At 63.9% G+C, this 24,741-nt stretch carries 29 protein-coding genes; 11 read left to right on the top strand and 18 right to left on the bottom strand.

Annotated elements, in window-relative coordinates:
- Positions 1 to 26: 26 nt before the first annotated feature.
- The 3 genes from EDF69_RS17210 to EDF69_RS17200 form a co-directional block, all read right to left on the bottom strand.
- Positions 27 to 1,547, bottom strand: a complete 1,521-nt coding sequence (locus tag EDF69_RS17210) for an aldehyde dehydrogenase family protein (protein WP_043150655.1) — start codon at positions 1,545 to 1,547, stop codon at positions 27 to 29.
- 253 nt (positions 1,548 to 1,800) lie between these two features.
- Complete coding sequence (locus EDF69_RS17205; RefSeq protein WP_132884048.1) at positions 1,801 to 2,130, bottom strand: hypothetical protein; 330 nt, start codon at positions 2,128 to 2,130, stop codon at positions 1,801 to 1,803.
- 154 nt (positions 2,131 to 2,284) lie between these two features.
- Positions 2,285 to 2,701 (bottom strand): hypothetical protein, encoded by a 417-nt coding sequence (locus EDF69_RS17200; protein ID WP_043150657.1) that lies wholly within the window; start codon positions 2,699 to 2,701, stop codon positions 2,285 to 2,287.
- Between the two features lie 398 nt (positions 2,702 to 3,099).
- On the opposite strand from EDF69_RS17200, the gene EDF69_RS17195 reads away from it, so the two are divergent.
- Both EDF69_RS17195 and EDF69_RS17190 read left to right on the top strand, forming a co-directional pair.
- Positions 3,100 to 3,321 carry a hypothetical protein gene (locus tag EDF69_RS17195; RefSeq protein WP_037479748.1) on the top strand — a complete coding sequence of 74 codons (222 nt, stop codon included), beginning with the start codon at positions 3,100 to 3,102 and terminating at the stop codon, positions 3,319 to 3,321.
- Between the two features lie 621 nt (positions 3,322 to 3,942).
- Entirely contained in the window at positions 3,943 to 5,409 is a 1,467-nt protein-coding gene (locus EDF69_RS17190) for a multicopper oxidase family protein (protein WP_132884049.1), read from the top strand.
- A 1,331-nt stretch (positions 5,410 to 6,740) separates the two neighbouring features.
- Here EDF69_RS17190 and istB read toward each other — a convergent pair.
- From istB to EDF69_RS17160, 6 genes are all read right to left on the bottom strand, one after another.
- A complete protein-coding gene (gene istB / locus EDF69_RS17185; protein WP_165890053.1) occupies positions 6,741 to 7,547 on the bottom strand; it encodes an IS21-like element helper ATPase IstB in 807 nt (268 codons plus the stop codon).
- Positions 7,548 to 7,567: 20 nt separating this feature from the next.
- Positions 7,568 to 9,067 carry an IS21 family transposase gene (gene istA / locus EDF69_RS17180; protein WP_132884051.1) on the bottom strand — a complete coding sequence of 500 codons (1,500 nt, stop codon included), beginning with the start codon at positions 9,065 to 9,067 and terminating at the stop codon, positions 7,568 to 7,570.
- 57 nt (positions 9,068 to 9,124) lie between these two features.
- Positions 9,125 to 10,144: a Cj0069 family protein gene (locus tag EDF69_RS17175; RefSeq protein WP_162182219.1), complete on the bottom strand. Its 1,020-nt coding sequence runs from the start codon at positions 10,142 to 10,144 to the stop codon at positions 9,125 to 9,127.
- An 88-nt stretch (positions 10,145 to 10,232) separates the two neighbouring features.
- Positions 10,233 to 10,901: a superoxide dismutase gene (locus tag EDF69_RS17170; RefSeq protein ID WP_017184236.1), complete on the bottom strand. Its 669-nt coding sequence runs from the start codon at positions 10,899 to 10,901 to the stop codon at positions 10,233 to 10,235.
- Between the two features lie 74 nt (positions 10,902 to 10,975).
- Positions 10,976 to 12,373: a chromate efflux transporter gene (gene chrA / locus EDF69_RS17165; protein WP_017184237.1), complete on the bottom strand. Its 1,398-nt coding sequence runs from the start codon at positions 12,371 to 12,373 to the stop codon at positions 10,976 to 10,978.
- A gap of 2 nt (positions 12,374 to 12,375) precedes the next feature.
- Entirely contained in the window at positions 12,376 to 13,254 is an 879-nt protein-coding gene (locus EDF69_RS17160; RefSeq protein ID WP_232307676.1) for a chromate resistance protein ChrB domain-containing protein, read from the bottom strand.
- A gap of 240 nt (positions 13,255 to 13,494) precedes the next feature.
- Here EDF69_RS17160 and EDF69_RS17155 point away from each other — a divergent pair, with 240 nt between their 5' ends.
- The 7 genes from EDF69_RS17155 (at position 13,495) to EDF69_RS17130 (ending at position 17,797) form a co-directional block, all read left to right on the top strand.
- A complete protein-coding gene (locus EDF69_RS17155) occupies positions 13,495 to 14,385 on the top strand; it encodes a DUF1259 domain-containing protein (RefSeq protein ID WP_008603797.1) in 891 nt (296 codons plus the stop codon).
- Positions 14,382 to 14,786, top strand: coding sequence for a PepSY domain-containing protein (locus EDF69_RS17150; RefSeq protein WP_239556187.1), 405 nt, complete (start codon positions 14,382 to 14,384; stop codon positions 14,784 to 14,786). Before EDF69_RS17155 ends, EDF69_RS17150 begins: the two co-directional genes overlap by 4 nt.
- Positions 14,787 to 14,861: 75 nt before the next feature.
- Positions 14,862 to 15,188, top strand: a complete 327-nt coding sequence (locus EDF69_RS19975) for a Rap1a/Tai family immunity protein (protein ID WP_223178489.1) — start codon at positions 14,862 to 14,864, stop codon at positions 15,186 to 15,188.
- A gap of 182 nt (positions 15,189 to 15,370) precedes the next feature.
- The gene (gene zwf / locus EDF69_RS17145; protein ID WP_081912901.1) at positions 15,371 to 16,720 is read left to right on the top strand and encodes a glucose-6-phosphate dehydrogenase; all 1,350 of its coding nucleotides are present in this window, start codon (positions 15,371 to 15,373) and stop codon (positions 16,718 to 16,720) included.
- Between the two features lie 34 nt (positions 16,721 to 16,754).
- On the top strand, positions 16,755 to 16,949 hold the full coding sequence (locus EDF69_RS17140; RefSeq protein WP_037476108.1) for a hypothetical protein: 195 nt from the start codon (positions 16,755 to 16,757) through the stop codon (positions 16,947 to 16,949).
- Positions 16,858 to 17,118 carry an HAD hydrolase family protein gene (locus EDF69_RS19970; protein ID WP_409592948.1) on the top strand — a complete coding sequence of 87 codons (261 nt, stop codon included), beginning with the start codon at positions 16,858 to 16,860 and terminating at the stop codon, positions 17,116 to 17,118. The genes EDF69_RS17140 and EDF69_RS19970 overlap by 92 nt, the downstream gene beginning before the upstream one ends.
- Positions 17,051 to 17,797, top strand: coding sequence for an HAD-IIB family hydrolase (locus tag EDF69_RS17130; RefSeq protein WP_009824013.1), 747 nt, complete (start codon positions 17,051 to 17,053; stop codon positions 17,795 to 17,797). Before EDF69_RS19970 ends, EDF69_RS17130 begins: the two co-directional genes overlap by 68 nt.
- A 146-nt stretch (positions 17,798 to 17,943) precedes the next feature.
- Here the strand turns inward: EDF69_RS17130 and EDF69_RS17125 are convergent, their stop codons facing one another.
- The 9 genes from EDF69_RS17125 to EDF69_RS17085 all read right to left on the bottom strand — a co-directional run bounded on the left by EDF69_RS17125 (position 17,944) and on the right by EDF69_RS17085 (position 23,767).
- A complete protein-coding gene (locus EDF69_RS17125; protein WP_037476106.1) occupies positions 17,944 to 18,384 on the bottom strand; it encodes a four-helix bundle copper-binding protein in 441 nt (146 codons plus the stop codon).
- A gap of 14 nt (positions 18,385 to 18,398) precedes the next feature.
- Entirely contained in the window at positions 18,399 to 18,842 is a 444-nt protein-coding gene (locus EDF69_RS17120) for a DUF1622 domain-containing protein (protein ID WP_037476104.1), read from the bottom strand.
- On the bottom strand, positions 18,829 to 19,551 hold the full coding sequence (locus EDF69_RS17115) for a hypothetical protein (protein ID WP_043150670.1): 723 nt from the start codon (positions 19,549 to 19,551) through the stop codon (positions 18,829 to 18,831). The genes EDF69_RS17120 and EDF69_RS17115 overlap by 14 nt, the downstream gene beginning before the upstream one ends.
- The gene (locus EDF69_RS17110; protein ID WP_043150673.1) at positions 19,548 to 20,276 is read right to left on the bottom strand and encodes a hypothetical protein; all 729 of its coding nucleotides are present in this window, start codon (positions 20,274 to 20,276) and stop codon (positions 19,548 to 19,550) included. Before EDF69_RS17110 ends, EDF69_RS17115 begins: the two co-directional genes overlap by 4 nt.
- On the bottom strand, positions 20,276 to 22,186 hold the full coding sequence (locus EDF69_RS17105) for a 2Fe-2S iron-sulfur cluster-binding protein (protein WP_132884055.1): 1,911 nt from the start codon (positions 22,184 to 22,186) through the stop codon (positions 20,276 to 20,278). Before EDF69_RS17105 ends, EDF69_RS17110 begins: the two co-directional genes overlap by 1 nt.
- A gap of 23 nt (positions 22,187 to 22,209) precedes the next feature.
- Positions 22,210 to 22,530: a hypothetical protein gene (locus EDF69_RS17100; protein WP_132884057.1), complete on the bottom strand. Its 321-nt coding sequence runs from the start codon at positions 22,528 to 22,530 to the stop codon at positions 22,210 to 22,212.
- A gap of 58 nt (positions 22,531 to 22,588) precedes the next feature.
- The gene (locus tag EDF69_RS17095) at positions 22,589 to 22,810 is read right to left on the bottom strand and encodes a hypothetical protein (RefSeq protein ID WP_062345065.1); all 222 of its coding nucleotides are present in this window, start codon (positions 22,808 to 22,810) and stop codon (positions 22,589 to 22,591) included.
- Positions 22,807 to 23,286, bottom strand: coding sequence for a heavy metal-responsive transcriptional regulator (locus tag EDF69_RS17090; protein ID WP_062345064.1), 480 nt, complete (start codon positions 23,284 to 23,286; stop codon positions 22,807 to 22,809). The genes EDF69_RS17095 and EDF69_RS17090 overlap by 4 nt, the downstream gene beginning before the upstream one ends.
- Positions 23,287 to 23,428: 142 nt before the next feature.
- Positions 23,429 to 23,767, bottom strand: a complete 339-nt coding sequence (locus EDF69_RS17085) for a hypothetical protein (protein ID WP_132884076.1) — start codon at positions 23,765 to 23,767, stop codon at positions 23,429 to 23,431.
- A gap of 260 nt (positions 23,768 to 24,027) precedes the next feature.
- Between EDF69_RS17085 and EDF69_RS17080 the strand changes: the two genes are divergently transcribed.
- Entirely contained in the window at positions 24,028 to 24,390 is a 363-nt protein-coding gene (locus EDF69_RS17080; RefSeq protein WP_132884058.1) for a hypothetical protein, read from the top strand.
- 77 nt (positions 24,391 to 24,467) lie between these two features.
- The gene (locus tag EDF69_RS17075; RefSeq protein ID WP_132884059.1) at positions 24,468 to 24,725 is read left to right on the top strand and encodes a hypothetical protein; all 258 of its coding nucleotides are present in this window, start codon (positions 24,468 to 24,470) and stop codon (positions 24,723 to 24,725) included.
- The last annotated feature ends 16 nt before the right edge of the window (positions 24,726 to 24,741 follow it).

The following is a 24,741-nucleotide window of genomic DNA, read 5'->3' as shown; positions in this document are numbered from 1 at the left end:
GTCCGTTTCTCCTTTTGAGCGAGGGGTCAGAACAGGCCGAGCGCGTGCTCGTCATAGGAGACGAGCAGGTTCTTGGTCTGCTGATAATGGTCGAGCATCATCCGGTGATTTTCACGCCCGAAGCCCGACGCCTTGTATCCGCCGAAGGCGGCATGGGCGGGGTACTGATGATAGCAGTTGGTCCAGACCCGCCCGGCCTCGATCGCGCGGCCGAGCCGGTAGGCGGTGTTGCCGCTCCGGGTCCAGACGCCCGCGCCAAGACCGTAGGCGGTGTCGTTGGCAAGTGCGATCGCCTCCTCGACCGTCTTGAACGTGGTGACCGACAGGACGGGACCGAAGATCTCCTCCTGGAAGATGCGCATGTGGTTCTGACCCACGAACACGGTCGGCTGCACGAAATAGCCCTGGTCCAGCGCACCGCCCGGCAGCGCCCTGGCGCCACCGACCAGACACTGCGCGCCCTCGGCCTTGCCGATATCGATATAGCCCAGGATCTTGTGGAGCTGGTCCTCCGACGCCTGCGCGCCGACCTGGACCGAGGGGTCGAGCGGATCGCCCTGGCGGATCGCGGCGACGCGCGCCACGGCGCGCTCGATGAAGCGGTCGAAGATCGACTCATGGATCAGCGCGCGCGACGGGCAGGTGCAGACCTCGCCCTTGTTGAACGCGAACAAAGTAAAGCCTTCGAGCGCCTTGTCGAAGAAGGCATCGTCCTCGTCGAGCACGTCCGCCATGAAGATGTTGGGCGACTTGCCGCCAAGCTCCATCGTCTGGGGGATCAGATGGTCGGCAGCCGCGTGCATGATCTGCTTGCCGGTGACGGTCTCGCCGGTGAACGAGACCTTGGCGATGCGCGGATTGGCGGCGATCGCCTGGCCGACGGTCCGTCCCGGGCCGGTGACGACATTGAGCACGCCGGGCGGCAGGATGTCGGCGGTGAGCTCGGCGAACATCAGCAAGGTGAGCGGCGTCTGGGATGCGGGCTTGATGACGGTGCAGTTGCCCGCCGCCAGCGCCGGGGCGATCTTCCACGCCGCCATCAGCAGCGGGAAGTTCCACGGGATGATCTGGCCGACGACGCCGAGCGGCTCGCGGAAATGATAGGCGATGGTGTCCGCATCGATCGTCGAGATGCCGCCTTCCTCCGCCCGGATGCAGCCGGCGAAGTAGCGGAAATGGTCGATCGCAAGCGGCACGTCGGCAGCGCGGGTCTCGCGGATCGGCTTGCCGTTGTCGATCGTCTCGGCAAGCGCCAGCAGCTCCAGATTATCCTCGAGCCGGTCGGCGACGCGATTGAGAATCCTGGCGCGCTCGGCGGGCGCGATCCTTGCCCATTGATCCCTGGCGGCGTGCGCCGCATCGAGCGCGCGCTCGACATCTTCCGGCGTCGACAGCGCGAACTCGGCGATCTGGGCGCCATTGATCGGGCTCGTGTCCGCGAAATACTCGCCGCCCGCAGGAGCGCTCCAGCGGCCTCCGATGAAATTATCATAGCGGTGTCGGAAGGAGGCCGCCGCATTGATGGTCCCGATCGCCTTCTCGAACATAACCTGACTCCATCTCTATCGATAGCCTGACGGAGTAATCTCTTTGCCCGGGCGGCCTATAAGTAAGTTCCGCAGAAGGTAGTCTGGTGTCGCTGTCGCGGGCTTTGAGGGTCAGACACGCCGACGGAGCCGATGAGTATTCATCGACTCCCGAACCTATTCGCGCACGCCTGATCGGAATTATGCCGAGACAGGCGTTACTCGGCCGCTTCTTCTTTTGGCGAGGGCGGCGCTTGGCATTCCAATTCTGGCGTTACGCCCGGACGCGCTTTAGGCTCACCCAATCGCCTTTCTGAAGCGTCCCGTCCCTCACGCGGAAATGAGCGTAATGGTCGTCGAAAATCTGGTCGACTTCGACATGACCGACAAGGCGGCGGTGGCGCGGCCTTGCGTGATAGACGTCGAGTATCTGCCCGATGTGTGCGCCATCGGCTTTGCCCAGGCAGGCCACTGTGCCGCCCGCATCCATACGGACGATCTTGCCGCGCATGAACAAGCGATGGCCGATACCCTGTGCGAGGAGCGGCGTGCTGCCAAAGAGCAGAAAGCCAACGGCAGCACCGACGCCAAGATGTTTTCGCATCACTGTTTCCTCTGTCACGTCAGACGCTCGGACCCGGCTTTGAAGGCCGGGAGCACGGGGCGACGCTGGGCATCGTCAAAGAACTGGCCCGCCGCGGGGGCGGCGGCGGGCCCTCAGCCCCGGGGGGGGGGGTGTTTTATCGGGGCTGGAAACGTCACATGTCGCTCATCGGCTTGTCGGCCATGGGCTTGTCGGCCATGGGCTTGGCGGTCTTCTTCTTCGCGGCCGGCTTGGCCTTCTTCATCGGCATCTTGCAGCAGCCACTCTTCGCCTTACCGGCCATGCCCGAGCCGTTCGATGCAGGCGACCCGCCGGACATGCCGGCCATCCCCGACATGCCCTGTTGATCCTGCTGGGCCGGTTTCCCCTGCTGCTTCTGCGCGCCGGCCTGATGATCCTTCATCATCTGATCGTGCATCTGCTGCCCGCCATGATCCATGCCCTGCTGGTGGGCATGGGCCGGCGCAGTCTGCGCGGGCGCGGGCGTCGACTGGGCGAGAGCGGTGCCGGCGGCGAAGGTTAGCGTCACGAAGAGGCTGATGGTCGCCGCGCGAAATGTCGTCTGTCGCATTGAGGGTCTCCGAGTGTTCGTCCTGTTGCCCGATCGACGTTCCGATCCCGGCAATTCCGAAGCTTCAATGCTGCTAGCGAGACGCAGTCTGTATACGTAACTTACGAATCCGCTTTTGATCGCGACAAGCATGCGCGGGATCGTGCGGGGTGGACCATGGTCCAAGGTCAAGCCAATTCATGATCCCGCTTGATGGCGGCCGGCAGCGAAGTGCAAAAACCAATTGGCCCGCCGTGGGAGAACGGCGGGCCAAAGCTGCGGTTGAACCAGGCCACGGTCGTTGGCCACCCCGCCTCGTGGTCGGAGCTGGCTTAATTGCAGGGTCAGCAACCGCCCCGCGACCTATGCAACATGCGGGAGGCTCCGTCCTGGGTCCCCATCTCCCGCGTAGCGATCCGATGGTCCTGCATCATCTCACCGGGCATCCGCACTTCGCGGTGTCGCATGCCTTGCATCTGGGCCGTGTCGGACCGAGCCGGCGCCGGCTTCGCCTTGAGCGTCTGTTCAAGGTCGGGCATGCCCGGCGGCATCCCATCGGCGAGAACTGGCCCGGCGCCGACGGCAAGGACGCCAAAGGCTGCGAGCGAAGCGATAATCGCTGCTTTCTTGCGCAAATATGATTCCTTCAAGTCTGAGTTTCAGTTCGACCGGACACATGCCCGGTCGATTCTCGCTCCCCAGGGAGCTTGCCGTTGAGATGGTATCGGCCTGGAGGTGGCAGTATGCGTAATTTGCGAAGCTGGCGGTCAGCCTGCAATGTCAGCTTTAGTTCGGCTACTAGCAAAAGCTGGGCGCGGATGACCGAAGACGGCGGCCATCAAAGCCTCCGCCTAGCCCGAGCACTGGAAAGCGACGCCGCCTGCTGCAGTGGCGAACAGCGAAACGTAAATCGCACGCCGCTTTTGCTTCGGCGCGATCGTGGCAAGGCCCACCGCCGAACCAGCCACTCGGACTGGCCCAGGCTAAATTGTCGGAATAGACGCTCGCTCGGATCGGTGCCGCAGTGATTGAACGCTCGCCTGGCTGATTATTGATCAACTGGCGAGGGCCGCAACCAGCTTAGAAGGGCAATTTTGTCTTCCCAGAGGGGGCGGGCACAAAAGCGATCGGTTCGGGTATTACGGATATTGCCCTCCCGCGCGCCCTTTAAGGGAAGAGCGGCGCTTCGCCTCGGTGGATCTCATCGGATCGAGAAAAGCGCGTTTGCGTCAGTTTCACGATTGCTCAGGAGGGGCTTCGAAATGACTTTTCTGAGCCGGCGAACTGTCTTGGCGGGCGGAGGCCTCCTGCTGGGGGCGGCATGCACGCGCAGATTTGCGACGCCGGACCAAGCAGGCACGCTGCCCATTCCTCGCCTGTTAGATGCACGCGACCATGGGCAGAGAATTGGACTGAGGGCGCAGGAAGGGGAAACCACTTTCTTCCCAGGGCGGCGGAGCGCCACCATGGGATACAACGGAAGCTATCTCGGCCCGACTCTGCGGGTACATCGCGGGGACGACGTGACGGTGACTGTCAGCAACAATCTGTCTGCTGATACCACGGTTCACTGGCACGGGCTGCTCGTACCGGGAGAGCTGGACGGCAGCCCCCACCAGACCATTAGTCCAGGCGAGACTTGGCGTCCGACGCTGCCGATCCGTCAGCCGGCGGCCACTCTCTTTTATCATTCGCATGCACATGGCCGAACGGCGGAGCAGGTCTATGCAGGCCTAGCGGGATTGCTCTTCGTCACCGACGAGGAAGAGCAAGGTCTCGGTTTGCCTTCGGATTACGGCGTCGACGATCTACCAATCTTGATCCAGGATCGGCAGTTCGTGGATGGCCGTCTGGTGTTACCGGCGGGCATGATGGTGGCGCTGGACGGGAGGCGGGGCAACGTTATTCTCGTAAACGGCGCGTACAACCCGCGAGCAGACGTTCCCAGAAGCTTAGTGCGGCTGCGGCTTGTAAATGGTTCGAATGCCCGGACTTACGATCTTTCGTTCAGCGACGGACGAGCCTTTTATTGGATCGGCACCGAGGGCGGCCTTTTGGAAAAGTCCGTCGAATTGCAGTCCCTCACTCTGGCCTCCGGTCAGCGGGCTGAGATCTTGGTGGACTTCAGCGATGGCAAACCGGTCTCGTTGGTATCGGCTCCGGACCAAAGCACCCTCAGGGTGCATGGCATGGGCATGATGCATCGGCACGAGGCTAGCGAAAACAACGCAGGGAATGAAACTGTCCTCACATTTTCACCGCGCTTGGCATCGAGTAAGCGAGGTAGCACCACGCTTCCGCTCCTCCTGGCGTCCCGCGCGGTGCCAGATCCGGCGACGGTCGTCGCACGGCGACGTCTGGTGCTCAACATGAGGCTGGGAGGTATGATGGATAGCGACGAAGAGCCGCTAACGATCAACCACAGGCGATTCGATATTGATCGCATCGATGAGGAAGTCGAGCTTGGCGCCGTCGAGATATGGAAAGTCTCCGGGCAGAAAATGGCCCATCCCTTCCACATTCATGGAGTGCACTTCGACGTGCTACGTCGCGATGGCGAGGAACCAGATCTTCTTGATCAGGGGCCACGTGACACCATCGTCGTGGACGAACCGGTCGAGTTATTAATCCGCTTCGACCAGCCTGCTCCAAAAGCGCCCTTCCTGTTCCATTGCCATATCCTGGAGCACGAGGACGAAGGCATGATGGGTCAGTTTTCCGTGACGTAGTGGGAACAACTCAAGAAGCGAAATCCTGCATATGCCAATAAGGGGGCAATGCTCGACGTGTGACTTCGAACTCCGCTCTCGTTTTTGTTCCCTTTTCGGGCTTGGGCCAGAACGTTTCGCACATCTCGATCGAAGGCATTCGATCATCCCGGACACTTGTGCATCACATGACGAACCCTGCGGTTCGTCACGGCCACCAGGCGCCGCGGGCCGCGCTCTATAATGACCATACGCTTGTCGGGCCGTCCCGCGGCCGCTGTCAGTACTCGCGGCAATGAGTAATAGATGGTATCGCCGCGTTCATACCACTTTCCTCCGCCAAGCGGCGTCTGGTCAGGCAATCGGATTTCGCTGTAAGATCCGTTGCGATTAAGAACCCAGGCCATCCCCGACTTACAGCCGGATCGGCCATCAAATGACCAGACACCCGCGAGCTTGGTGGTCGAGGTATCTTCCCCTGCGGGAACGACCCTGGCCGGCGAAGGTAGCGTTGGCACAGTGAGCGCGGCGAAAATCGCCCAGATGGAACACGACCACCGTGTGAAAGTGAGCAGCCGGCATCGATATAACCCGTTAAGCGCGATCGTCATACTGTTCCCTTCCGATCCACACTCACTCCGCTGCGAGCTTCGTTGGTTGCCCTGGGCAGACTATGCCGACCATCTGCCGGTGGTAATGCGTATTTGTCGCTAGACAGAAGAGACGCCTGCGATGGCATCTGATCGCAGATCGCCCAGGACAAGGCAGCCGGCGCAGAACTTGGGATGACGGTGATCGTCTCATGCGCAGTGCAAGCGAGCAACCACATGAGCGGTAACGGGGGTGACGAGTTCGCTTCCGGACGAGGAAAAGGTGACCAGGTGACCTTCATTCTATCCCGACATGTTGGTTTGGACGCTCAAGCCGGGTGCCGAGGCGGAGGCATATAGGCCCGCCCGATGTACTAATCGCAAGCGACCGGTTTTCGGTTCTGATGCTCTTGCGCCCCAGTCAACCGACCGATCGCCATTCGTATATATCACAATTTCGCGGGTCGTTCGCCCCAGATAGGGTCAGAGCAGGTTCGAGTCGTGGAGGGGACGCCAGGCCGAAATGCCGGTTGTTCCCGCTGTCCTAGCCGCCACGAATTCGATGGAGATCCAAGGCAAGAGGAGCATTTGATGTCAGCCGCTTCAGCATTTCCAGCTCTGGCGCAGGCGTCCCCCCGACTGTCAACGGCGGTCGGATTTTAGGCCAGCATGGCGGAGTAAAAGCAGGCCAGTGAATGTGGCGCGGATGATATGCAAAGGGCCCCGATCGGGGCCCTTTGCATATTGGCCGTTTTCGGCATTTCAGTCGGGCGTGGTGGCCTGGTTTTGGTCCGCCCCGGCGGTGCGGCGGCGGCGGGCAGACTGCTTGAGCCGGTAGCTGTCGCCATTCATGGCCAGGATGCTGACGTGGTGGGTAAGGCGATCAAGGAGCGCGCCAGTCAGCCGCTCAGAGCCCAGGACCTGGGTCCAGTCCTCGAAGGGTAGATTTGAGGTCACGATCGTGGAGCCGCGCTCGTAGCGCTGGGAGAAGGTTTCGAACAGCAGTTCGGCCCCCGTCGGCGAGAGCGGGACATAGCCCAGTTCATCGACAATCAGCAGTTTTACGGCGGCAAGTTCGCGCTGCATCCTCAGGAGCCGCTTTTCATCGCGGGCCTCCATCAACTGGTTCACCAGGGCGGCAGCGGTGGTGAACAGGACGCTGAAGCCCTTCTGGCAGACGGCCAAGCCCAGGGCGAGCGCTACATGGGTTTTGCCTGTCCCGCTGTTGCCCAGCGCGATGATGTTTTCCCGCCGCAGGATATACTCGCAACGCGCCAGTTCGAGCACGAGCATCTTGTTGAGGCTGGGGATGGCCGTGAAGTCGAAGGTGTCCAGGCTCTTGACCGCCGGGAACCGGGCGGCGCGGATACGGCGCTCCACCGTGCGCCGCTCCCGGTCGATGAGTTCCAGCTCGATAAGGCGCAGAAGATAGCGGGTATGATCCACGCCATCGCGCGCACATTCCCGGGCCAGCTTCTCATACTCGCGCAGCACGGTGGGCAATTTGAGCTGCTTGAGATGATGCGCCAGCAGCACCTGCGGCGTGCCCGCCGTCGTGCCGATGGGCATCTTGTCATCCCCCGCCCGGCTCATGCAGCGATCCCCGGCAGCAGGCTGGCATAGTCGGCAGCGCGTGTGGTCTTGACCTCCATCCTGGGCAGGTGCGGATACGCTTCCAGGTCGAGCCGGGCGGGTCTACGCTCGATCCGCGCCAGTGCGATCTGCTTGACCGCATCGAAGCCGATAGCCCCGATGTGGATGGCCTCTTTCACCGCGAAGGTCACCACCTCCATCGGCATTGCCTCAAGCAGGCGCAGGACCTGAATGAACTCGCGCTTCCCCTTGTTGCCCATCCACACCTCAAGGAGATGCCGCAGGTGCTGGAAGTCCTCCGGCAGGGTCCAGTCCTGAAGCGCGGCGGCCTGATCGAGCGCGCCTGGCTTGGTCTCGATCAGCGCTAGATAATGCAGCGGGTTTGCCACAAACATGGCCTCGCCATAACAGCGCGGATGACGGGCAATCTCCTCGCCCCCGCACAGGATGACAACCCGGTCGACGAAGCCCTTCACTACAACGTCCTGGAAGCCATAGCAGGTCGGCACCGAGTAATCGTTGGTGCGGTAGCGCACGAGCGCGGTCGAGGAGACGCGTGCCCCCTTGGTCTCGCATGGTTCGAACGTGCCGGCGGGCAGCGGGCGCAAAGCCGCCAGATCTGCCGCCAGGCGCTCCCCGATCGTCTCGGTGTGGCGCCCGGCTCGCTCTTCCTGCCGGGCCCGGCACCGCCGTTCCAGCTCTGCGTTGAAGTCGTCATAGGTCGCCGCGCGCGGGATCGGCACCATGAAGTGCGAGCGCGCATACTTCACCAGCCCTTCGACCTTCCCCTTGTCGTTGCCCTTGCCTGGGCGGCCAAAGCGATCGGCAAACAGGTGGTGGCTGACCAGCCCCGTGAAGGCCTGGGTCCGCTCACGCTTGCCATCCCCGCAGATTTTGGCGACCGCGATCTTGGTATTGTCGTACAGGATCGAGAGCGGCACCCCGCCAAAGAAGGCGAACGCGCAAACATGTCCGTCCAGAAAGGCTTCCGTCGTCTCGGCAGGATAGGCCTTCACAAAACAGGCATCCGACTGCGGAAGGTCCATGCAGAAGAAATGCACCTTCTGCCGCACTCCACCGATCACGCCCACCGCTTCGCCAAAGTCCACCTGAGCGTGCCCTGGCGGATGCGCCAGCGGCACGAAGGTCTCGCGGCTGCGCACACGGCTCTGCCGCACGTAATCCTTCACCACCGTATAGCCACCGCCGTAGCCATGTTCATCGCGCAACCGCTCAAAAATCCGCTTGGCCGTATGCCGCTGCTTGACCGGCGCGACGTAATCCTCAGCCAGTATCCGGTCGATCACCGGCAGCAACAATCCTAGCTTCGGCTTGGCGACAGGCTTGGAGCGCGTGTAGCCAGGCGGCAGCGAGAAACGGCACATCTTCGCGATCGTCTCTCGGCTCAGGCCGAAAACCTTCGCTGCCTCCCGCTGGCTGTTCCCTTCAACAAACACAAAGCGGCGTACCGCTGCATAGCTCTCCACGGCAAACATCCCCGGCCGCTCCAAAAAGAGCAACCTTACCAATGGCTGGTTTTTACTCCGCCGCGCTCAGCAATTTGCCGGCGCTCCATTGGCCTGGTTTGTCACCGCCCTGCACACTGGCTGGACGGCGCTTGGCGGAAATGGTGCAACCGAACTAGCATTGATCTCGCAAAGCGCATAGGAGCCATCGCTGATGGCTTCACCAGGGCGAAATAGGAAGTCGGCGTCCCAAAGAAGCGGAAGATCGTGGTCGGCGATCGACAGCAACCTTTGCATCTCTGGAATCCAGCGATCCTCCATCGCTTTCCGTAAGGCTGCGAAGCGCGTCACCTCCGGTCCGAACATGGCGCGGCCCATCGGCTGTGGGGTTGACGACGTTGTATCAATGGCCGTTGGCGTCATCAGCGCAGTGATCAGGTTGTGCCCAAAGCCAACCACTCGGTGCCCGCACACGTAGCAGCGGACCATGCCCTCGGACGACTGCGGCTGATAAGCCTGATCGATCAGCACGCCGCCGTCGTTTAGAAACGGCACCCACCTTTCCAAGCACTCGGCTAGGCTGATGCGCTCCGATTTGCTTCCTTGGCGGGCCTCTTGAACTTTCACCGACGTTTTCAAAGCCGGAGCGTTTCCCGCTTCGTCTAGTTGGACACGCCATACATTCCTGCCGCCGTTGCCGTAGTTCGGCTTCAGCACGCGCGGGCCTGCGGCAAGATGTTCGGGGAAACGAGCGCGAAGGCCTTCAGCGTCCACGTATCGATCGACATCGCTGCCCCATTCCATGGATCGCGTTGTGTAGAGCACTTCCTTGACGCCGATTTTGGCGATCACGTCAGGATGCGCGCTGACGACAACGCCGCACCCCGCGACTTCGCGCAGCATTGGATCGAGCTGCGAGCGGTCGCCTGAAATGTCCAACGGATTCACCCAGACCAGCACTGCGTCGCACGACAGCAGCTCGTCCCGAATCTCGCGAACCGCCTCGTCCCTGTACAGTACAGGCCACTGCCGGGCTTCATGAAAGCGATGCGTCCACTCGGCTGCTTGCCCACGCCAAAGAAGAGCGATGTTCGGGCCGGATGTCATTGTTGCATCTCCCCATCGGACCTGTCCCCTTTGTGGTCGCGAACTCAGGTGTCGCGCAGCAGTGGGTGTTAAGCCACGGCGGTCGGGTTCAGCCGCCGCCGCGCAAAGCCGCGGCATAGCGCCGGTCGACCACTTCCCAGTCGATGTTGCGGAAGAAGGCGTCGACATATTTGGCGGCGGCGGTGCCGTAATCCATGTGGAAACTGTGCTCGTACATATCGAGCGCGAGCAGCGGCACGCCGGCAATCGCACCGTGCATATGATCCCACGCCCAATGGTTGTGCAGCGAGCGCGTGTGGAGATTGTAGACGAGCACGCACCAGCCCGATCCGCCGGCAAGGCTCATCCCGGTACGGCGGAAGTCGGCTTCCCAGCGGTCGAACGAGCCGAACGCCGCGCCCAGCGCGTCGCGGATGGAACCGGCTGCCTGGCCGTTGCCGCCGAGCCCGTCGAAATAGACCTCATGGAGCACGACCGAGCCGGTGCGGTGCAGCTCCTCGCGCTTCAATCCGCCATAGACCACCGGCGGCAGGTCCGTGTCAGCGAGCGCGGCGGCAAGTCGTGTCTCGATCATATTCAGGGCCTTGACCGAGCCCGCATAATTGTTCTCGTGGTGCGATGTGATCAGCCTTTCGGAGAGGCCGTGAAGCCTGGCGGGATTGAACCTGAGCGGCTTGACCTGATGATTTCCGGCAAAGGCGGGGACAGCCGCCGGCGCTGCGGCCGGCGTCTGCGCAGAGGCTTCGTTGATAGTCATGGCGGCGGCTCCGATGCCAAGAGTTGCGATTGCACTGCGTCGGGAAAGATGGTCGATCGTCACGCGTCACTCCTTCAGATGATCATTACATATGCGGCCCCGAGGACCGAGCAGACGCCGAGCACCGGCAGCATGCCGGCCTTGAACCGGAACATGGCGAGTATCGCACCCACCGCGAGCGCCAGCGCCGGCCAGTTGACGGACGTTAGGACTGGGAGATCGATGGTGCCGGCTGCGAACGGCACTTCGCGGACTTGCTCGAACAGAGTGTGGATACCAAACCAGACCGCCAGATTGAGGATCACGCCGACCACTGCGGCGGTGATCGCCGAAAGCGCGGCCGACAATGCGCGGTTGCCGCGCAGCCGCTCGATGAATGGCGCGCCGGCGAAGATCCACAGGAAGCATGGCAGGAAGGTAACCCAGGTGGTGAGGATTGCGCCGAAGGTCGCGGCGACGAGCGGCGGCAGCCCGGTCGCTTCGCGGAAGGCCGCGAGGAAGCCGACGAACTGCGTCACCATGATCAGCGGCCCGGGCGTGGTCTCGGCCATGCCGAGCCCGTCGAGCATCTCGCCGGGCTGGAGCCAGCCATAGGTCTCGACTGCCTCCTGCGCGACATAGGCGAGCACCGCATAGGCGCCGCCGAAGGTCACCACCGCCATCTGGCTGAAGAAGGTGGCGATGCGGCTGAACACGTCGTCGGGGCCGAACGCGAACAGCAGCGCTGCGACCGGCCCGAGCCAGAGCAGCAGCAGGACGCCGGAGATGCGCAGCGACCAAGAGAGGTTCGGCCGGGCATGGTCGGGAAGGCCCTCGCCAAGAGCGGTGTCGCGGTCGTGGATTATCTCAGCGCCGGCGGGACCATGTCCGCCGCCGCCCTTGAATGCGGCGTAACCAGCGCGGCCACTGAAGAAGCCGATCAGCGCGGCGGCAAGCACGATCAGCGGGAAGGGCACGTCGAGCACGAAGATCGCGACGAACGCCAGCGCGGCAAAACCGCGCATGACGTTGTTCTTCAAGGCACGCGAACCCACCCGGACCACCGCCTGTAGCACCACCGCCAGCACGGCGGCCTTCAATCCGAAGAACAATCCCTCGACCAGCGGCACTTCGCCGAGCAGCACATAGACATAGCTGAGCCCTAAAATCGCGAGGAAGCCGGGCAGCACGAATAGCGCGCCCGCGACCAGGCCGCCCTTGGTCTTATGGAGCAACCAGCCAATATAGACAGCTAGCTGTTGCGCTTCAGGGCCGGGCAGCAGCATGCAATAGTTGAGCGCGTGGAGGAACCGCTCCTCGCCGATCCAGCGCTTCTCCTCGACCAGGATGCGATGCATCACCGCTATCTGGCCCGCCGGTCCGCCGAAGCTGAGCAGCGCGACCCTGATCCAGACGCGCACCGCCTCGCCAAAGCTGATGCCGTGCTCGTGCAGCGTCTCGACTGCGATTTCAGCGCGTGCGCTGGCCTCCATCTTTAGTCCTCTTTTCGCCGGGTGAAGTGAGCATAGAATCCGTCGAGCGCGGTCGATCCGCGCGCGATCCGCTCCTCGTCGTCGTCGGTGCCGGCACAGATGCCGGCGATAAGCGCGCTCACTCCCGGAGTTTCCGGGCGCTCGAACCGAGCATCGGCAATATCAAGGTCGTGAACAATTTCGCCGAGCGCCCGCAGCGCGGGGTCGGTCTCGAGACCGGTGAGGAACACCAAGGTCTCGAAGGAGCAGCGGTCGCCTTCGTGGGTGAACTCAGCGTCCGCCATGTCGAACCTCAGTTCGTCAGGCTCCGGCACATATCCTTTGCCCTCGACGAACTTGAAGCTCGCCTCGGGGTCGATGAAGCGGCGAATGAGCCAGGCGGACGCGATGCGATCGACATGGACATGGCGGCGCGTCACCCAAACGCGGCGCTTTAGCTCCGCCGGGGTCAGCTCGGGCGCACCGGGGCCGCTCACATCGGGATGTTGGTGAGAGCGGCGGTCCGCCTCGGTGATGGCGGCCTGTGCCGCCTGCCGACCATGCGCACCGAAAAAGTCGATCGCGGCGACCTCGTTCAGGCGTTTGCGCAGGCGGCCCACATCCGCCGCCGCGACATACTCGCCCTCACACAGCGCGCGCGCCTCGCGTGCCAACTCCTCATAGTCGGCGTCACGCGCAGCGTCGAACACTCCGCGCAGCTCCGCATCGCCCATGCCGCCGACAAGGCGCGCTTCGAGGATCAGCGCCTCGCCGCCATTTTCGGTGATCTCGCGATGCAGTTCTTCGAACAGCGCGCGCGTGTCCTCGCGATTGGGGAGCGCATGGACGGCGTTCTTGAGCGGCGCGGCCCCGATCGCCTGCAAACGCCGCCAGACCTTCACCCGCAAATAGGCAGGCTTAGCCGGAAGCTGCGGGATCAGGAGCAACCAAGGGGAAGCTTGTGTATTTGTCATAGTTGTATCGTCACTAGCCTACAAGTGTAAGGGTTGCATCACAAGCCTCATGAGCATAGGACTGCTTATCCCGAAGAAAGAAACCGGAGCGCAATGTCGCGGCTCGCCGGCGGCGCGCTCGCATGACGTGAGGCTTTCCGTGTCGAGTGCGCTGCTGAAGGATCAATTATGCTGAAAAAGACCATCGCCTTGGGATTCGCCAGCCTCCTGCTGGCAAGCCCGGCATGGGCAGCGCCGGACTGGTCGGCTGTCGACCGGGCGATAGGACGAGCGGGGGCCGAACAGCCGGGGGGCGTTCACCGCTACAGCTTCCCGCGTTCGGACCTGAGCGTCACGCTGGATGGGGTGACGATCAAGCCCTCCCTCGCGCTCGGCTCTTGGGCGGCGTTTCAGCCGATGGGCGACGAGGCGATGGTGATGGGCGATCTCGTGCTGACCCACGACGAGGTGAACCCCGTTTTGAGCCGCCTGCTCGCAAGCGGTTTTACGATCACCGCGCTCCACAATCACCTGCTCCGCTCTTCGCCTGCGACCATGTACATGCACATTGCCGGCCACGGCGACCCGGTGAAGCTCGCGGCCGCGCTCCGGCAAGCGCTATCAGCCAGTCGGACCCCGCTCGCCGCGCCGCAATCGCCTTCGGCCAGCGCAGCCGCATCGCGGCTCGACCTCGATGTGGCCGCGCTCAACCGGTTGATGGGCGGTGAGGGCAAGACGGCCGGTGGCATCCTCCAATACAGCTTTCCGCGCGCCGAGCGGCTGATGGACGGCGATATGGAGACTCCGCCGACGATGGGCACGGCGACCGCGATCAACTTTCAGCCAACCGGGGACGGCCGAGCCGCCATCACCGGCGATTTCGTACTTGTCGCAAACGAGGTCGATCCGGTCCTGCGCGTGCTGCGGACGAACGGGATCGAGGTCACGGCGCTGCATAATCATATGCTAAACGACGAGCCGCGGCTGTTCTTCATGCACTTCTGGGCCAACGACGACGCAGCCAAGCTCGCCCGTGGGCTGCGCGCGGCGCTCGACAGGATGAACAATCAGAGGAGTTGAACTCGGACGACGGCTCATTGGGCCGTAACCGCCGCCCGCCCGACCCCACGGCCCTTATGCAGGAAGTGGAATGGAACATGGCTAGCAAACGAACTCTCACTGTTGTCGCAGGCGTGGGCGCGGCCGCGCTGGCGATCGCGGGCGTGGCGATCGCGCAAAACCACGAGGCGAACGAAAACCGGATAATCGGCAAGCACAGCGAACGAGACATCCCGCTTGCTCAGGTGCCCGAGGCCGCGATGGACGCGGCACGCGCGCAACTCGCGTCAATAAGCAAAGCGGAGCAAGTCACCCGAAAGGCGGACGGAAGCACGCTCTATGAAATCAAGGGCAAGAACAGCGACGGAAAGACGATCGAACTGTTCGTCACGCCCGAAGGCCAGGTGCTCGGCCGCGAATGATGGATCAGCACGGGGCGCCGGCCGTCGAGGGCCGTGCGCCCCTTCCGAAATGATACTGCGGAATAGGAGACGAAAATGCGGCCAAGGCGATGGATATTGTTATGCGCCGCTTTGGCCGCCCTGCCTGATAGTGCGATCGGCCAAACCGAACCCGCGTCGGCGACGGGCTCGGCGTTGTTCGTAAGCTGTCAAGCGAATGAGCCGCGATGCGGCGCTTACCTCCAAGGCGTGCTCGACATGATGATCGTCGCGCGAAAAGCGGAATGCCGCGCTCCACGCTATGACCGATCGGCGCTGCGCGCGGCATATTTACGCTGGGCGGAGCAGAATAGCTATTTTATGAGTGTTCATATGGTGGCCGGAGCTGAACGCTCGTTAGCGAAGGCTTGGCCATGTCAGTAGCATCGTACCCCGCGGCGTAGCCTGCCCGGCGGCTGCCTTTGAGGGCAGGCGGAGCGTCCGCCTGGCGGTGAATTCCGCCAGCTCAACGATCCCATGTCGCGCCTCAAGCTCGCTAATTAGCCGATGTTCGCATTATGTCTGCCAAATCGTTGTCTGGCGCACAAACCTTGAGGTGACGCCATCTGTGCACCGACGGATTACTGGGAAAGGAATTCACCATCCTCGGCATCGGCCGCAGCGATGGCGATGACGAGACGTTGCGCGCCAGCCTGGATAAGTTCGCGACCGAGGGCGATTGCTGGCGTGATCTGCGCAAGCGCATCGCCTACCTCCAGGGCGATTTCACCGCAGACCGGGTGTTCGACGATGTCGCCCAGGCGTTGGGCGACCGAAGCGCGGTCTTCTACCTTGCCACGCCGGCGCAATTCTTCGGCGCCATCGTCGAAAAGCTTGCCGCCAAAGGCCTGATGGCGGAAGCGGGCAGTCGGTTCCGCCGCGTCGCGATCGAAAAGCCGTTCGGCCACGACCTCGCCTCGGCCAAGGCGCTTGACGCCCGAATCCTCGCCTTGCTCCCGGAAAGCCAGATCTACCGGCTCGACCATTTCCTGGGAAAGGAAACTGTCCAGAACATCCTGGTCGCGCGCTTCGCCAACCAATGGTTCGAAGCGGTGTGGAACAATCGCTATATCGACCATGTCCAGATCACCGCCGCCGAGACGGTCGAGGTCGGATCGCGCGGATCTTTCTACGATGCAACCGGCGCGCTCCGCGACATGGTCCCCAACCATCTGTTCCAGCTGCTGGCGATGATCGCGATGGAGCCGCCCAACAGCTTCGATGCCGACGCGATCCGCGACGAAAAGGCCAAGGTGTTGCGCGCGATCCGCAAGCCCACCGCAGTCTGCGCAGTGCGCGGCCAATATGGCAAGGGCCGTGTCGGCAGCCGCAACGTGCCGGCCTATCGTAAGGTCCCGGATGTCGCTGCCGACAGCAGGACCGAGACCTATGTCGCACTGAAGCTGGAAGTCGACACCTGGCGCTGGGCCGGCGTGCCCTTCTACCTGCGCACCGGCAAGGCGCTGGCAGCGCGCGATACGGAGATCGTCGTCACGTTCAAGGCAGTGCCCTACGCTTTATTCCGCGATTGTCCGATCGACCGCCTGCCAGCCAATCGCCTGATCTTCCAGCTGCAGCCGGACGAAAGCATCGTCTTAGACATGCTGGTCAAGAAACCGGGTCCAGTGATCAAGACCGCAGGAACAACGCTCGATTTCACTTATGCCGACCACTTCAAGCTGTCGGGCCGGACCGGCTACGAAACCTTGCTCTATGACATGATGACCGGCGACCAGACATTGTTCCAGCGCGCCGAGCAGATCGAGGCGGGCTGGGCCGCGGTCCAGCCGATCCTCGATCGCTGGGCCAAGGGCAAGGGCAGGCTTGAATCCTATGCACCAGGCAGCGCCGGCCCGGCCGGCGCAGATGCCCTACTCGAACGCGATGGCCGCTTCTGGCACAGGATCGGCCAATGATGCTTGGCCTCGTCATCTCCGACATCGACGGACTTTGGTTCGCAAGGACAAGAGCCTGGCGTCGGCGACGACTGCCCGGTCGCGGACCTACTATCTGGACATCACCAACTCCTATGCCAACAAGCGAGCTGGCGTCGATGCCCTGGCGCGGGCGCTCGGCCACATGCCCAATGACCTGCCCTTTGCTCGTGCGCACCGGGCTATCGATCGCCATGGGCAAGACGCCTGAGGAGATCCGTAGCGCAGCGCACTACATTTCAACCAGCAACGACAAAGATGGCATCGCCGATGCCATCGACGCATTTCTGCTGCCGCTTGTGGGAGATCATCATGAAGCGACTGGCCGCTTTCGACCTCGACGGAACGCTCGCGCTCAGCAAGCAGCCGCTCGACGATGAAATGGCGGATCTGCTTACCCGCCTGCTCGACGTGACGATGGTAGCGATCATCTCCGGAGGCGACTGGCCGCAATTCGAGAAACAGGTGGTGTCACGCATGCCTGCCCGGGCGCGGCTCGACAATTTCATCATCCAGCCGACCACGGGCACCAAGCTCTATCGTCACGCCGACGGCCAATGGACGCGTATCTATGCCGATCTGTTCACCGGCGACGAAAGCCAGCGCATCCGCGAAGCACTGACCAAGGCGGTCGAGCAGGCGGGCTATGCAAACGAGAACATCTGGGGCGAGCAGATCGAGGATCGCGGCAGCCAGATCACATTCTCCGCGCTCGGTCAGCAGGCGCCGCTCGAGGCCAAGGACACGTGGGATCCGGATCACGCCAAGCGCAAGAAATTGCAGGCCCTGCTCCAGCCGTTGCTGCCAGGCTTTGCCATCAATATCGGCGGGGCGACATCGATCGACATCACCCGCGAAGGCATAGACAAGGCCTATGGCCTTAAGCGCCTTTCCGAGCAGACCGGCGTCGCACTCGACGAGATGATCTTCTTCGGTGACGCGATCTTCCCGGGCGGAAATGATTATCCGGCCAAGCACCTCGGGCTGGATACCGTGCGAGTCCGCGACGTTGCCGAAACCAAGTCGGTGGTTGGCGCGATCGCTGCCTGGCTGGTCTAGATGCGCTACCGCCGATCCTTAACCAGTCCCGCTTTCGCACCCATACGACCCAGCTTCGCAGCGGCCCCACATTGTGGAGCCGACGGATCGCTTCAATAGTGCCGGATCTGCTTGACCCCACTACGCCTGGGCGTGTCCGAGGAAACTCAGCTCGCCATGTCCGCCATCATCCGACAGCTGGCGGCGCAGTCCTTGCAGGTAGCCGAGCAACGCTTCATCCGCTCGTCCACGACGTGGCTCAGGCATTCCCGCGCACATCGTTCGCAGGCGTCAGCGCAGGCGCGACACAGGATGGTATGGAGGGGGGATTCGCGCAGCATCGAGTTGGCGGACGCCTGGCACAGTTCCGCACAGTCGTTCAGCATGGCGATCAGCGACGCCGTGGCTGACGCGCCGCCTCGCTTGGTCAGCCAGGTGGCGGTCTCCAGGCACATGCGGTGCGAAGCCACGCAATCGTCGATGCAGTCCGTCATCGACATCGCCATCCCTTCCATTGGATGCTGCTGCCCCGCCGCCGGCACAGCCAGCGTTCCAGCGGCGGCAAGGCCGGCGCCGGCCATCAGCAATTCGCGTCTCTCGATCATCATGCACCTCCCATCTGCTATCCCTTGAGCGCTGTACCGCATCCGGCGGCCTCAGCCGTCGCAGGCGACCCATCCCACGCCGCGCGTGCCTTCTCCCGCGCCATCCGGGTTTCCTCCCAAGGCCAGTGGCCGTTGATCTCGACCCCGAGCGAGATGCTCAGGAAGGTCCGCACCAGCACCAGCCCTGCCAGCACGATGAGATCGTCGAGCGTCGGGTTGATCACCAGCGACTTGACGATGTCGCCGGCGACCAGGAATTCCAGGCCGAGCAGGATGCTGCGGCCGAGCGCCGAGCGGAACGCGCTATAGGCCTCGGTCCGGTCGCCCGCCCTCGCCCGCCGCGCAAACAGAAAGGTTGCGAGCCCCGCGCCGACCAGGATGGTCAGCGTACCCGCCAGTTCCAGGCCGATCACCGCGAGCCGGAAGAAGGCGCTCAGCCAGTCGGCCTCAATGGTGATCATACCAGCCTCGCTTGCGGATATTGTTGAAGCTGTCGGTGGCGTGACAGGCATAGCATTGGTCGACGCGCGCCTTCGATCCGGCTGCGCGCTGCGAGACCATGCTGAAATGCTCCATGAAGTGACTGGGCGGCGCCTTGTGGCACTCGGCGCACTGCGTCGAATTGACCGACGGATGGCGATAATTGGCGATCTTCCAGCTGTCGGTCTTGTGGCAGCTCGCGCAGTCGGTGCCGAACAGGCCCTGGTGCGGATCGCGGAACGCATGGCAGCTCGCGCAATTGAGCGCGGTCTCGGGGGTCAGGCTTCGAATGTTTGTCGACATGCCCGCCAACGGCTGCCGCCACTTCGCCATGTCGAGCAACGCGGCGTGATCCATGCGGATGATGCCGCGCTCTCCCTCATGTTCGACGTGGCAGGAGGTGCACTGCGTCGCTTTCGCGTGGAACTGCGTCGACTGCTTCGTCCCGAAATCCGTGCCTGCATGGCAGGTGAGACAGGTCCGGGTTTCGACGCCCTTGCCCGGCGTGTGACAGGCCGTGCATTGGCCGGCGAAGGACTGGTGCGCGCTCGAGAGCGGGCCGGGCGAGACGAGCTGCGCCACCAGGCCGGCATCCCTAGGCGCGTCCGATCGCATCCGGATCGCGACCGCGGCGACCATCACCAGCAGGGCTGCGATGAAGACGGCGTAGGAAAGACGCTGCCAGCTCATAGCCAGCGCAGCCCGTAATAGATCGCCGCGCCGACGTGGAGCGCGAGCAGCGCGAAGATGAGACAGCCCAGCAGGATGTGCAGGAACCGCCATCGCGCGAACAGGGTGTTGGTTGCCTCTTCGGCGCGGATCGCGAATTCGGTATCGGCCAGCGCCGCGGCGATCCCCGCCTTGTCCTGGGGGTGCTGGCCCGCGGGCGCATCCCCGGCGACGAACAGATAGCGCTTCCAGCCCGACAGCGGCGCGGCTGCGGTATCGGCCTGCGTCGGCGCCGCCGGCTCCTCGAGGAAGGCGGCGCGAAGCGAGGCCAGTTCCGACCTGCGTCCGCGCAGCGCCCGACCAAGCTGGGCAAGCAGGTAACGGCCGATGAAGCCGGTGATGACCGTCATCAGCAGGAGGACGGTCAGAAGCAGTCCGACCGGGCTTTCGAGCTTGTGCGCGGCGTGGACCAGACCCAGGATCGGCGCCAGCACGCCGGCATAGATGTGGATGGCGAGCAGGGTCGGCTTGCTGACGAGCCGGGAGAGCAGCTTGTCGACCCAGGCGATGTGCTTGGCCGCGACATAGGGAAGCGTCAGCAGCATCAGCACGAGCGCTGCGATCCCGATGATCCCGCCAGCGAGGCTGCCCGGAAAGCGCGGTGACACATGCACGAGGTAGCCGAACGGGAACAGCAGCAGGAACGCGACCAGCAGGCCGACGGCGATGTCGCTGCGTTCGCGCATCAGGCTTCGACCACGAGTGGCGTGCCCGTTCCCTTCGCCTGGCACGCGAGCACATAGCCTTGCGCCTTGTCGGCGGGCGCAAGGCCGGACTCGACCTCCATCGTCACCTCGCCCTGCAGTAGCTTGACGACACAGGCGCCGCATGTGCCCGCACGGCAGGCATAGGGGATCTCGACGCCCGCGCCCTCGGCCGCCTCCAGCACGGTCTCGTCCGCGGGCAAGGCCGCCGACACCCCCGACACGGAGAAGGTCACCGTGCTCGGCGCCACCTCGGCGCTCGGGGCCGGCTTATCCGCTGGCGCGGGCGCGGGCTTGACCTCGAGATCCTCGTGGTCGGCCGGCAGCGAGGCCGGACCGAACGCCTCGGTGTGCAGCTGCGCTTCGGGGACGCCGAGCTCCGCCAGCACGCCGCGCATCGCGCCCATCATCGCCGGCGGGCCGCACATATGGATCCGCCGGCTCGCGATCTCCGGCACCGCAGCCAGGATCATCTCGCGGGTGATCGGCCCTTCGGGGCCCATCCAGACGGTGCCGGGCGCGCGCTGCATCGCGGCGACGACATGGAGGTTGGGAAAGCGGCGTTCGAGCCGCTCGAGCTCGTCGCGGAACACGAATTCCTCGGTCGACCGTGCGCCGTAGAAGAAGAAGATATCGCCCTTCCACGCGGTGTCGGTGAGATAGCGCAGCACCGACATCATCGGGGTGATGCCGACCCCGCCCGCGATCAGCACGATGCTCTGCGCATCCGTTCCCGTGAAGGTGAAGGCGCCGAACGGTCCGCTGACCTTCAGCAGATCGTCGGCGACGACCTTGTCGTGCAGATGTCGCGAGACCACGCCCTGCTCCTCGCGCTTGACCGTCAGCTCGACATAGGCCCGCTGGGTCGGCGAAGAGGCGATCGTGTAGGAACGGCGCGCGGTCTTGCCCGCTTCGGGCTCTACCTCAACCTGCAGAAACTGGCCCGGCAGGAAGTCGAACGGCAGCCGGTCGGCGGCCGGGTCCGCGAGCCGGAAGGTCAGCACGCTCGGCGTCTCTCGCACGATCTGGACCACGCGCAGCTGCCCCGCCCAGCTTTTGGGCTTGCGCAGCGAAGCCCCACCGGGTGCGGCCGCATTGCTCGGCGCGAGCCCAGCGCTGTCGGCAACGGGTGCAGGCGCGGGCGCAACCCTGGTAGCGGGAGGGGCAGCCGTCGGCTCCGGTTTTGCTGGAACCTTGGCGGTGGCGACACCGCCGGCGATCGCTCCGATCCGCCGCAGGCGGAAGATCTGCAGCGCGATCAGCGTGGCGCTCACCAGCCCCAGGAACAGCATGAGAAGCAGGTGCGAGGGCGAGATGCCGAACCAGTGACCGGCATGGCCGGGCGCGGCCTGGTCGATGTCGAGCTGATCGCGCAGCCAGGCAAGCCCGACCTCCCGGGGCGGCTGCAAGCCGCCGATCGCGCCCTGCGCGGCGGTGCCGGAGCGGAACAGGTCGGTTCCCTCGCGCAGGCGCCGCGCCGCATCGAGCCGGGCTGAGACCGTGGTTGCACGCGCGCCGTCGGCCGAGGCGGCGTTGATCATCGCCAGGCCCGTGCTTACCCGTTCGCCAGCCTGCGCAGCGACCCGCTGCCTTGCCGCTTCGTCGAGCGCGGGAAAGGCGAGCAGCTGCGAGATGAAGCCGGTCCGGCGCGATTCGTGGCCGTGCTCATTCTCCCCTTCCCCATTGATCATGCGATCCATCATGGGGTTCATCATCTTCGCCATGTCCGACGACCCCGGCTCTGCCGGTGCGGACATGCCCCCGCCGGCCGGCATGCCTGCGCCATGATGCGCGGCATGATCCCCGCCCTCCTGCGCGCCCGCGCTCGCGGACAGGCTGAGAGCGATTGCGCAGCCGAGGCTCAAGCGTCGAAGGCTGATCCGCCTGGACATCCTCATCCCCTTTTTCAGCGCGCTTACATATCCTTCATCGGCATCGCCGAATTGCTCGGCGCGGGATCGGGTGCCGGCACGGTCTGGTTGCCGGCCCCGGCGCGCATCGCGTCATGGTCCATCGCCTGACGGTGATGCCGCTCCATCTCGGCCTGGTTGCTCATCGCGTCCATCGGCGCCGCGTCTGCAGCGTTGCCGCTGTCGGTCAGGACCGGGGTGGCGGCGACGCTGTTCGCCGCGGGCGGCACCGTCTGGTCGGCCTGGCGGTCGCAGCCCGAAAGCGCGAGCGCCAGCAACAGGCTTCCGCCGACAAGCGGAAGGGCTTTTTTCGCATGGTTGATCATAGCTTGCTCCTTGGCTTGAAAACTGTGTCCGGGCGCCAGGGATGGCGCCCGGACCCGATCATTGCGCGTTGCGCAGGATCTGAAGGCACCGGTCGTGCGAGAGGTTCATCGGGTTGCGCCCCTGCCCCTTCATCTCGCCATGATCATGCGGCGTCTGGAGACCCATATTGCCCTCCATCGCCCGGCAACTCTCGACCTGCGCCGAGGTCGGCCGCGTGGTCACACAGGCGCCCAGAAGCAGCGCCGGCGTGAGGACGGCGATCAAACGCATTTTCGTCATGACAAAACCCCTTTCGCTAGTGATGATCGTTCGTCCTGCGCTGCCTGAAGTTTCTTGTTATGCTGCTGGTCTTTCCGCCGCGCCGTCAGGAAGGCGAGGATCGGGCAATCGGAGACGGGTACTTCACCCGGGCATTCATCGGCGAGCATCCGCAGCATGTCGCGGATATCGGACAGGCGCTCGAGCCGGGCTTCGGCATCCGCGATCTTGGCGAGCGTGATATCGAGCACGGCCTGGGCATGCGCGGTGTCCGACGCCCTGAGCGCCAGCAACTTCCGGGCCTGCTCGAGTGTGAAGCCAAGCTCCTGCGCCGAGCGGATGAAATTGACGCGCTCGAGGTCGGTCGCGTCGTAGAGCCGGTAGCCCGCCGCCGTGCGCGCGGGCTCGCGCAGCAAGCCCATCCGCTCATAATAGCGGATCGTGTCGCGGCCCACGCCCGCGGCGGCGGCGAGTTCGCCGATCTTGAAATTGCCCATGTCATCCGCTCGATCATGCCGGTTGGACCATGGTCCAGGGTCAAGCGGTTTCGCCTCGAGCCCGAACGGTCCCATGCCGCCGGCAACCCGCTGCCCCGACGCCTCGCATCACGGCAGCGTGTGCCGCCGGGCCACCGGCGCGTCAGTTCTTGCGAAGCTCGACGATGTCGTGCTTGGCAGGCGTACCGTCGGCGACGGACACGTGCGCGAAGTGATCATCGAAGATATGATCGATCGTCACATGGCCGACGAGCTGGCGGTGGTAGGTCGGCGCCACGCCCTTGGACGGACCCGGATGGGTCACGACGCGATAGACCTCGAGCTTCTGGCCGACCTCGGCGCCATCGGCCTTGCCGATGCAGACGACCGTGCCGTTGCTGCCCGTGTCGACGATCGAGCCGCGCATGAACAAGCTGTGCCCGATGCCCTGGGCCATAGCGGGGACGGCAGCAAGCATCGAAACGCCGGCAAGCGCGACCATGAGAGTTTTTCTGACCATATTCACCTCCTTGGATGGTAAGCCACCGCCCGGACCTGCCGAGGGGAAGAGCGTCTCTTCAGGCTTGGGACTACGGTCCCGGGTCCAGCCTCGATATACGTAGAGGCCGCAGCCGGTCTTCTTTCCCGGGCCGGGTCTTTATTGACGCGGAGTTGACGGAATCGGCCGTCAGCACTTCAAAATCCGCGCGGCGCGAGACTTTGGTTGGCTGCGCCCGCGAAACCCGCTAGATATCAAGGCTCGTGAAACGCCTGCTCGCCCTTCTGCTCGTCATCGGAGCGCTGTCCGGTCTCTTCGGAGCCCAGATGGCGGCCGCACACAGCGTGCCCCAGGCGGCAAGCGCGCCGCTGGCCAAGGGTATGGATGCGGACTGCATGGCGATGATGGCCAAGCAGCAGCCTGCGCCCAGCGAAAAGCCTTGCAAGGGCCTGACGCTCGATTGCATCGCCGCGATGGGGTGCGTGATCCCGCTGGTCGCAGCTGACCTGGCAGGCGGCGTTGCGCCTGCGCGTCTCTACGACGCGCCCAGCTTCTGGACGACCGACACGATATTGACCGGCAAGGCGGTTGTGCCCGAGCCGGATCCTCCCACCAGCCTTGCCTGATTGAACGAGCACGGGCTGCGCGCATCGATCGATGCGTGCGCGCCCGGTTTCCTTCTTTTCAGTCAAAGGTCTTCGTGATGATCAAAATGCTTCCGGCCGCCCTTGTGGCGGCCCTCGGTCTCGCCGCGCCTGCGCTTGCAGCCGACGCGAGCAGCACGCCGCAAGGCCATTGGGAATGGCGGTCGGCGCCGCAATATGGTCCGCGGGCGACCGGCCCTGCGCGTGTCCGCATATGGGTGCCCCAGAGCCGGGACATCGCCAGCTGCGATTGCGCGATGATGCAGGCAAGCGCCGCCGACTGCATGCGCGGTGCAGTCAGGTCGGACAAGGGTTAACCCACTCCAGAGCGGC

It is taken from the genome of Sphingomonas sp. JUb134 (genome assembly GCF_004341505.2).
Classification (GTDB): Bacteria; Pseudomonadota; Alphaproteobacteria; order Sphingomonadales; family Sphingomonadaceae; genus Sphingomonas.
This window is presented reverse-complemented; position numbering and strand designations above follow the sequence as displayed.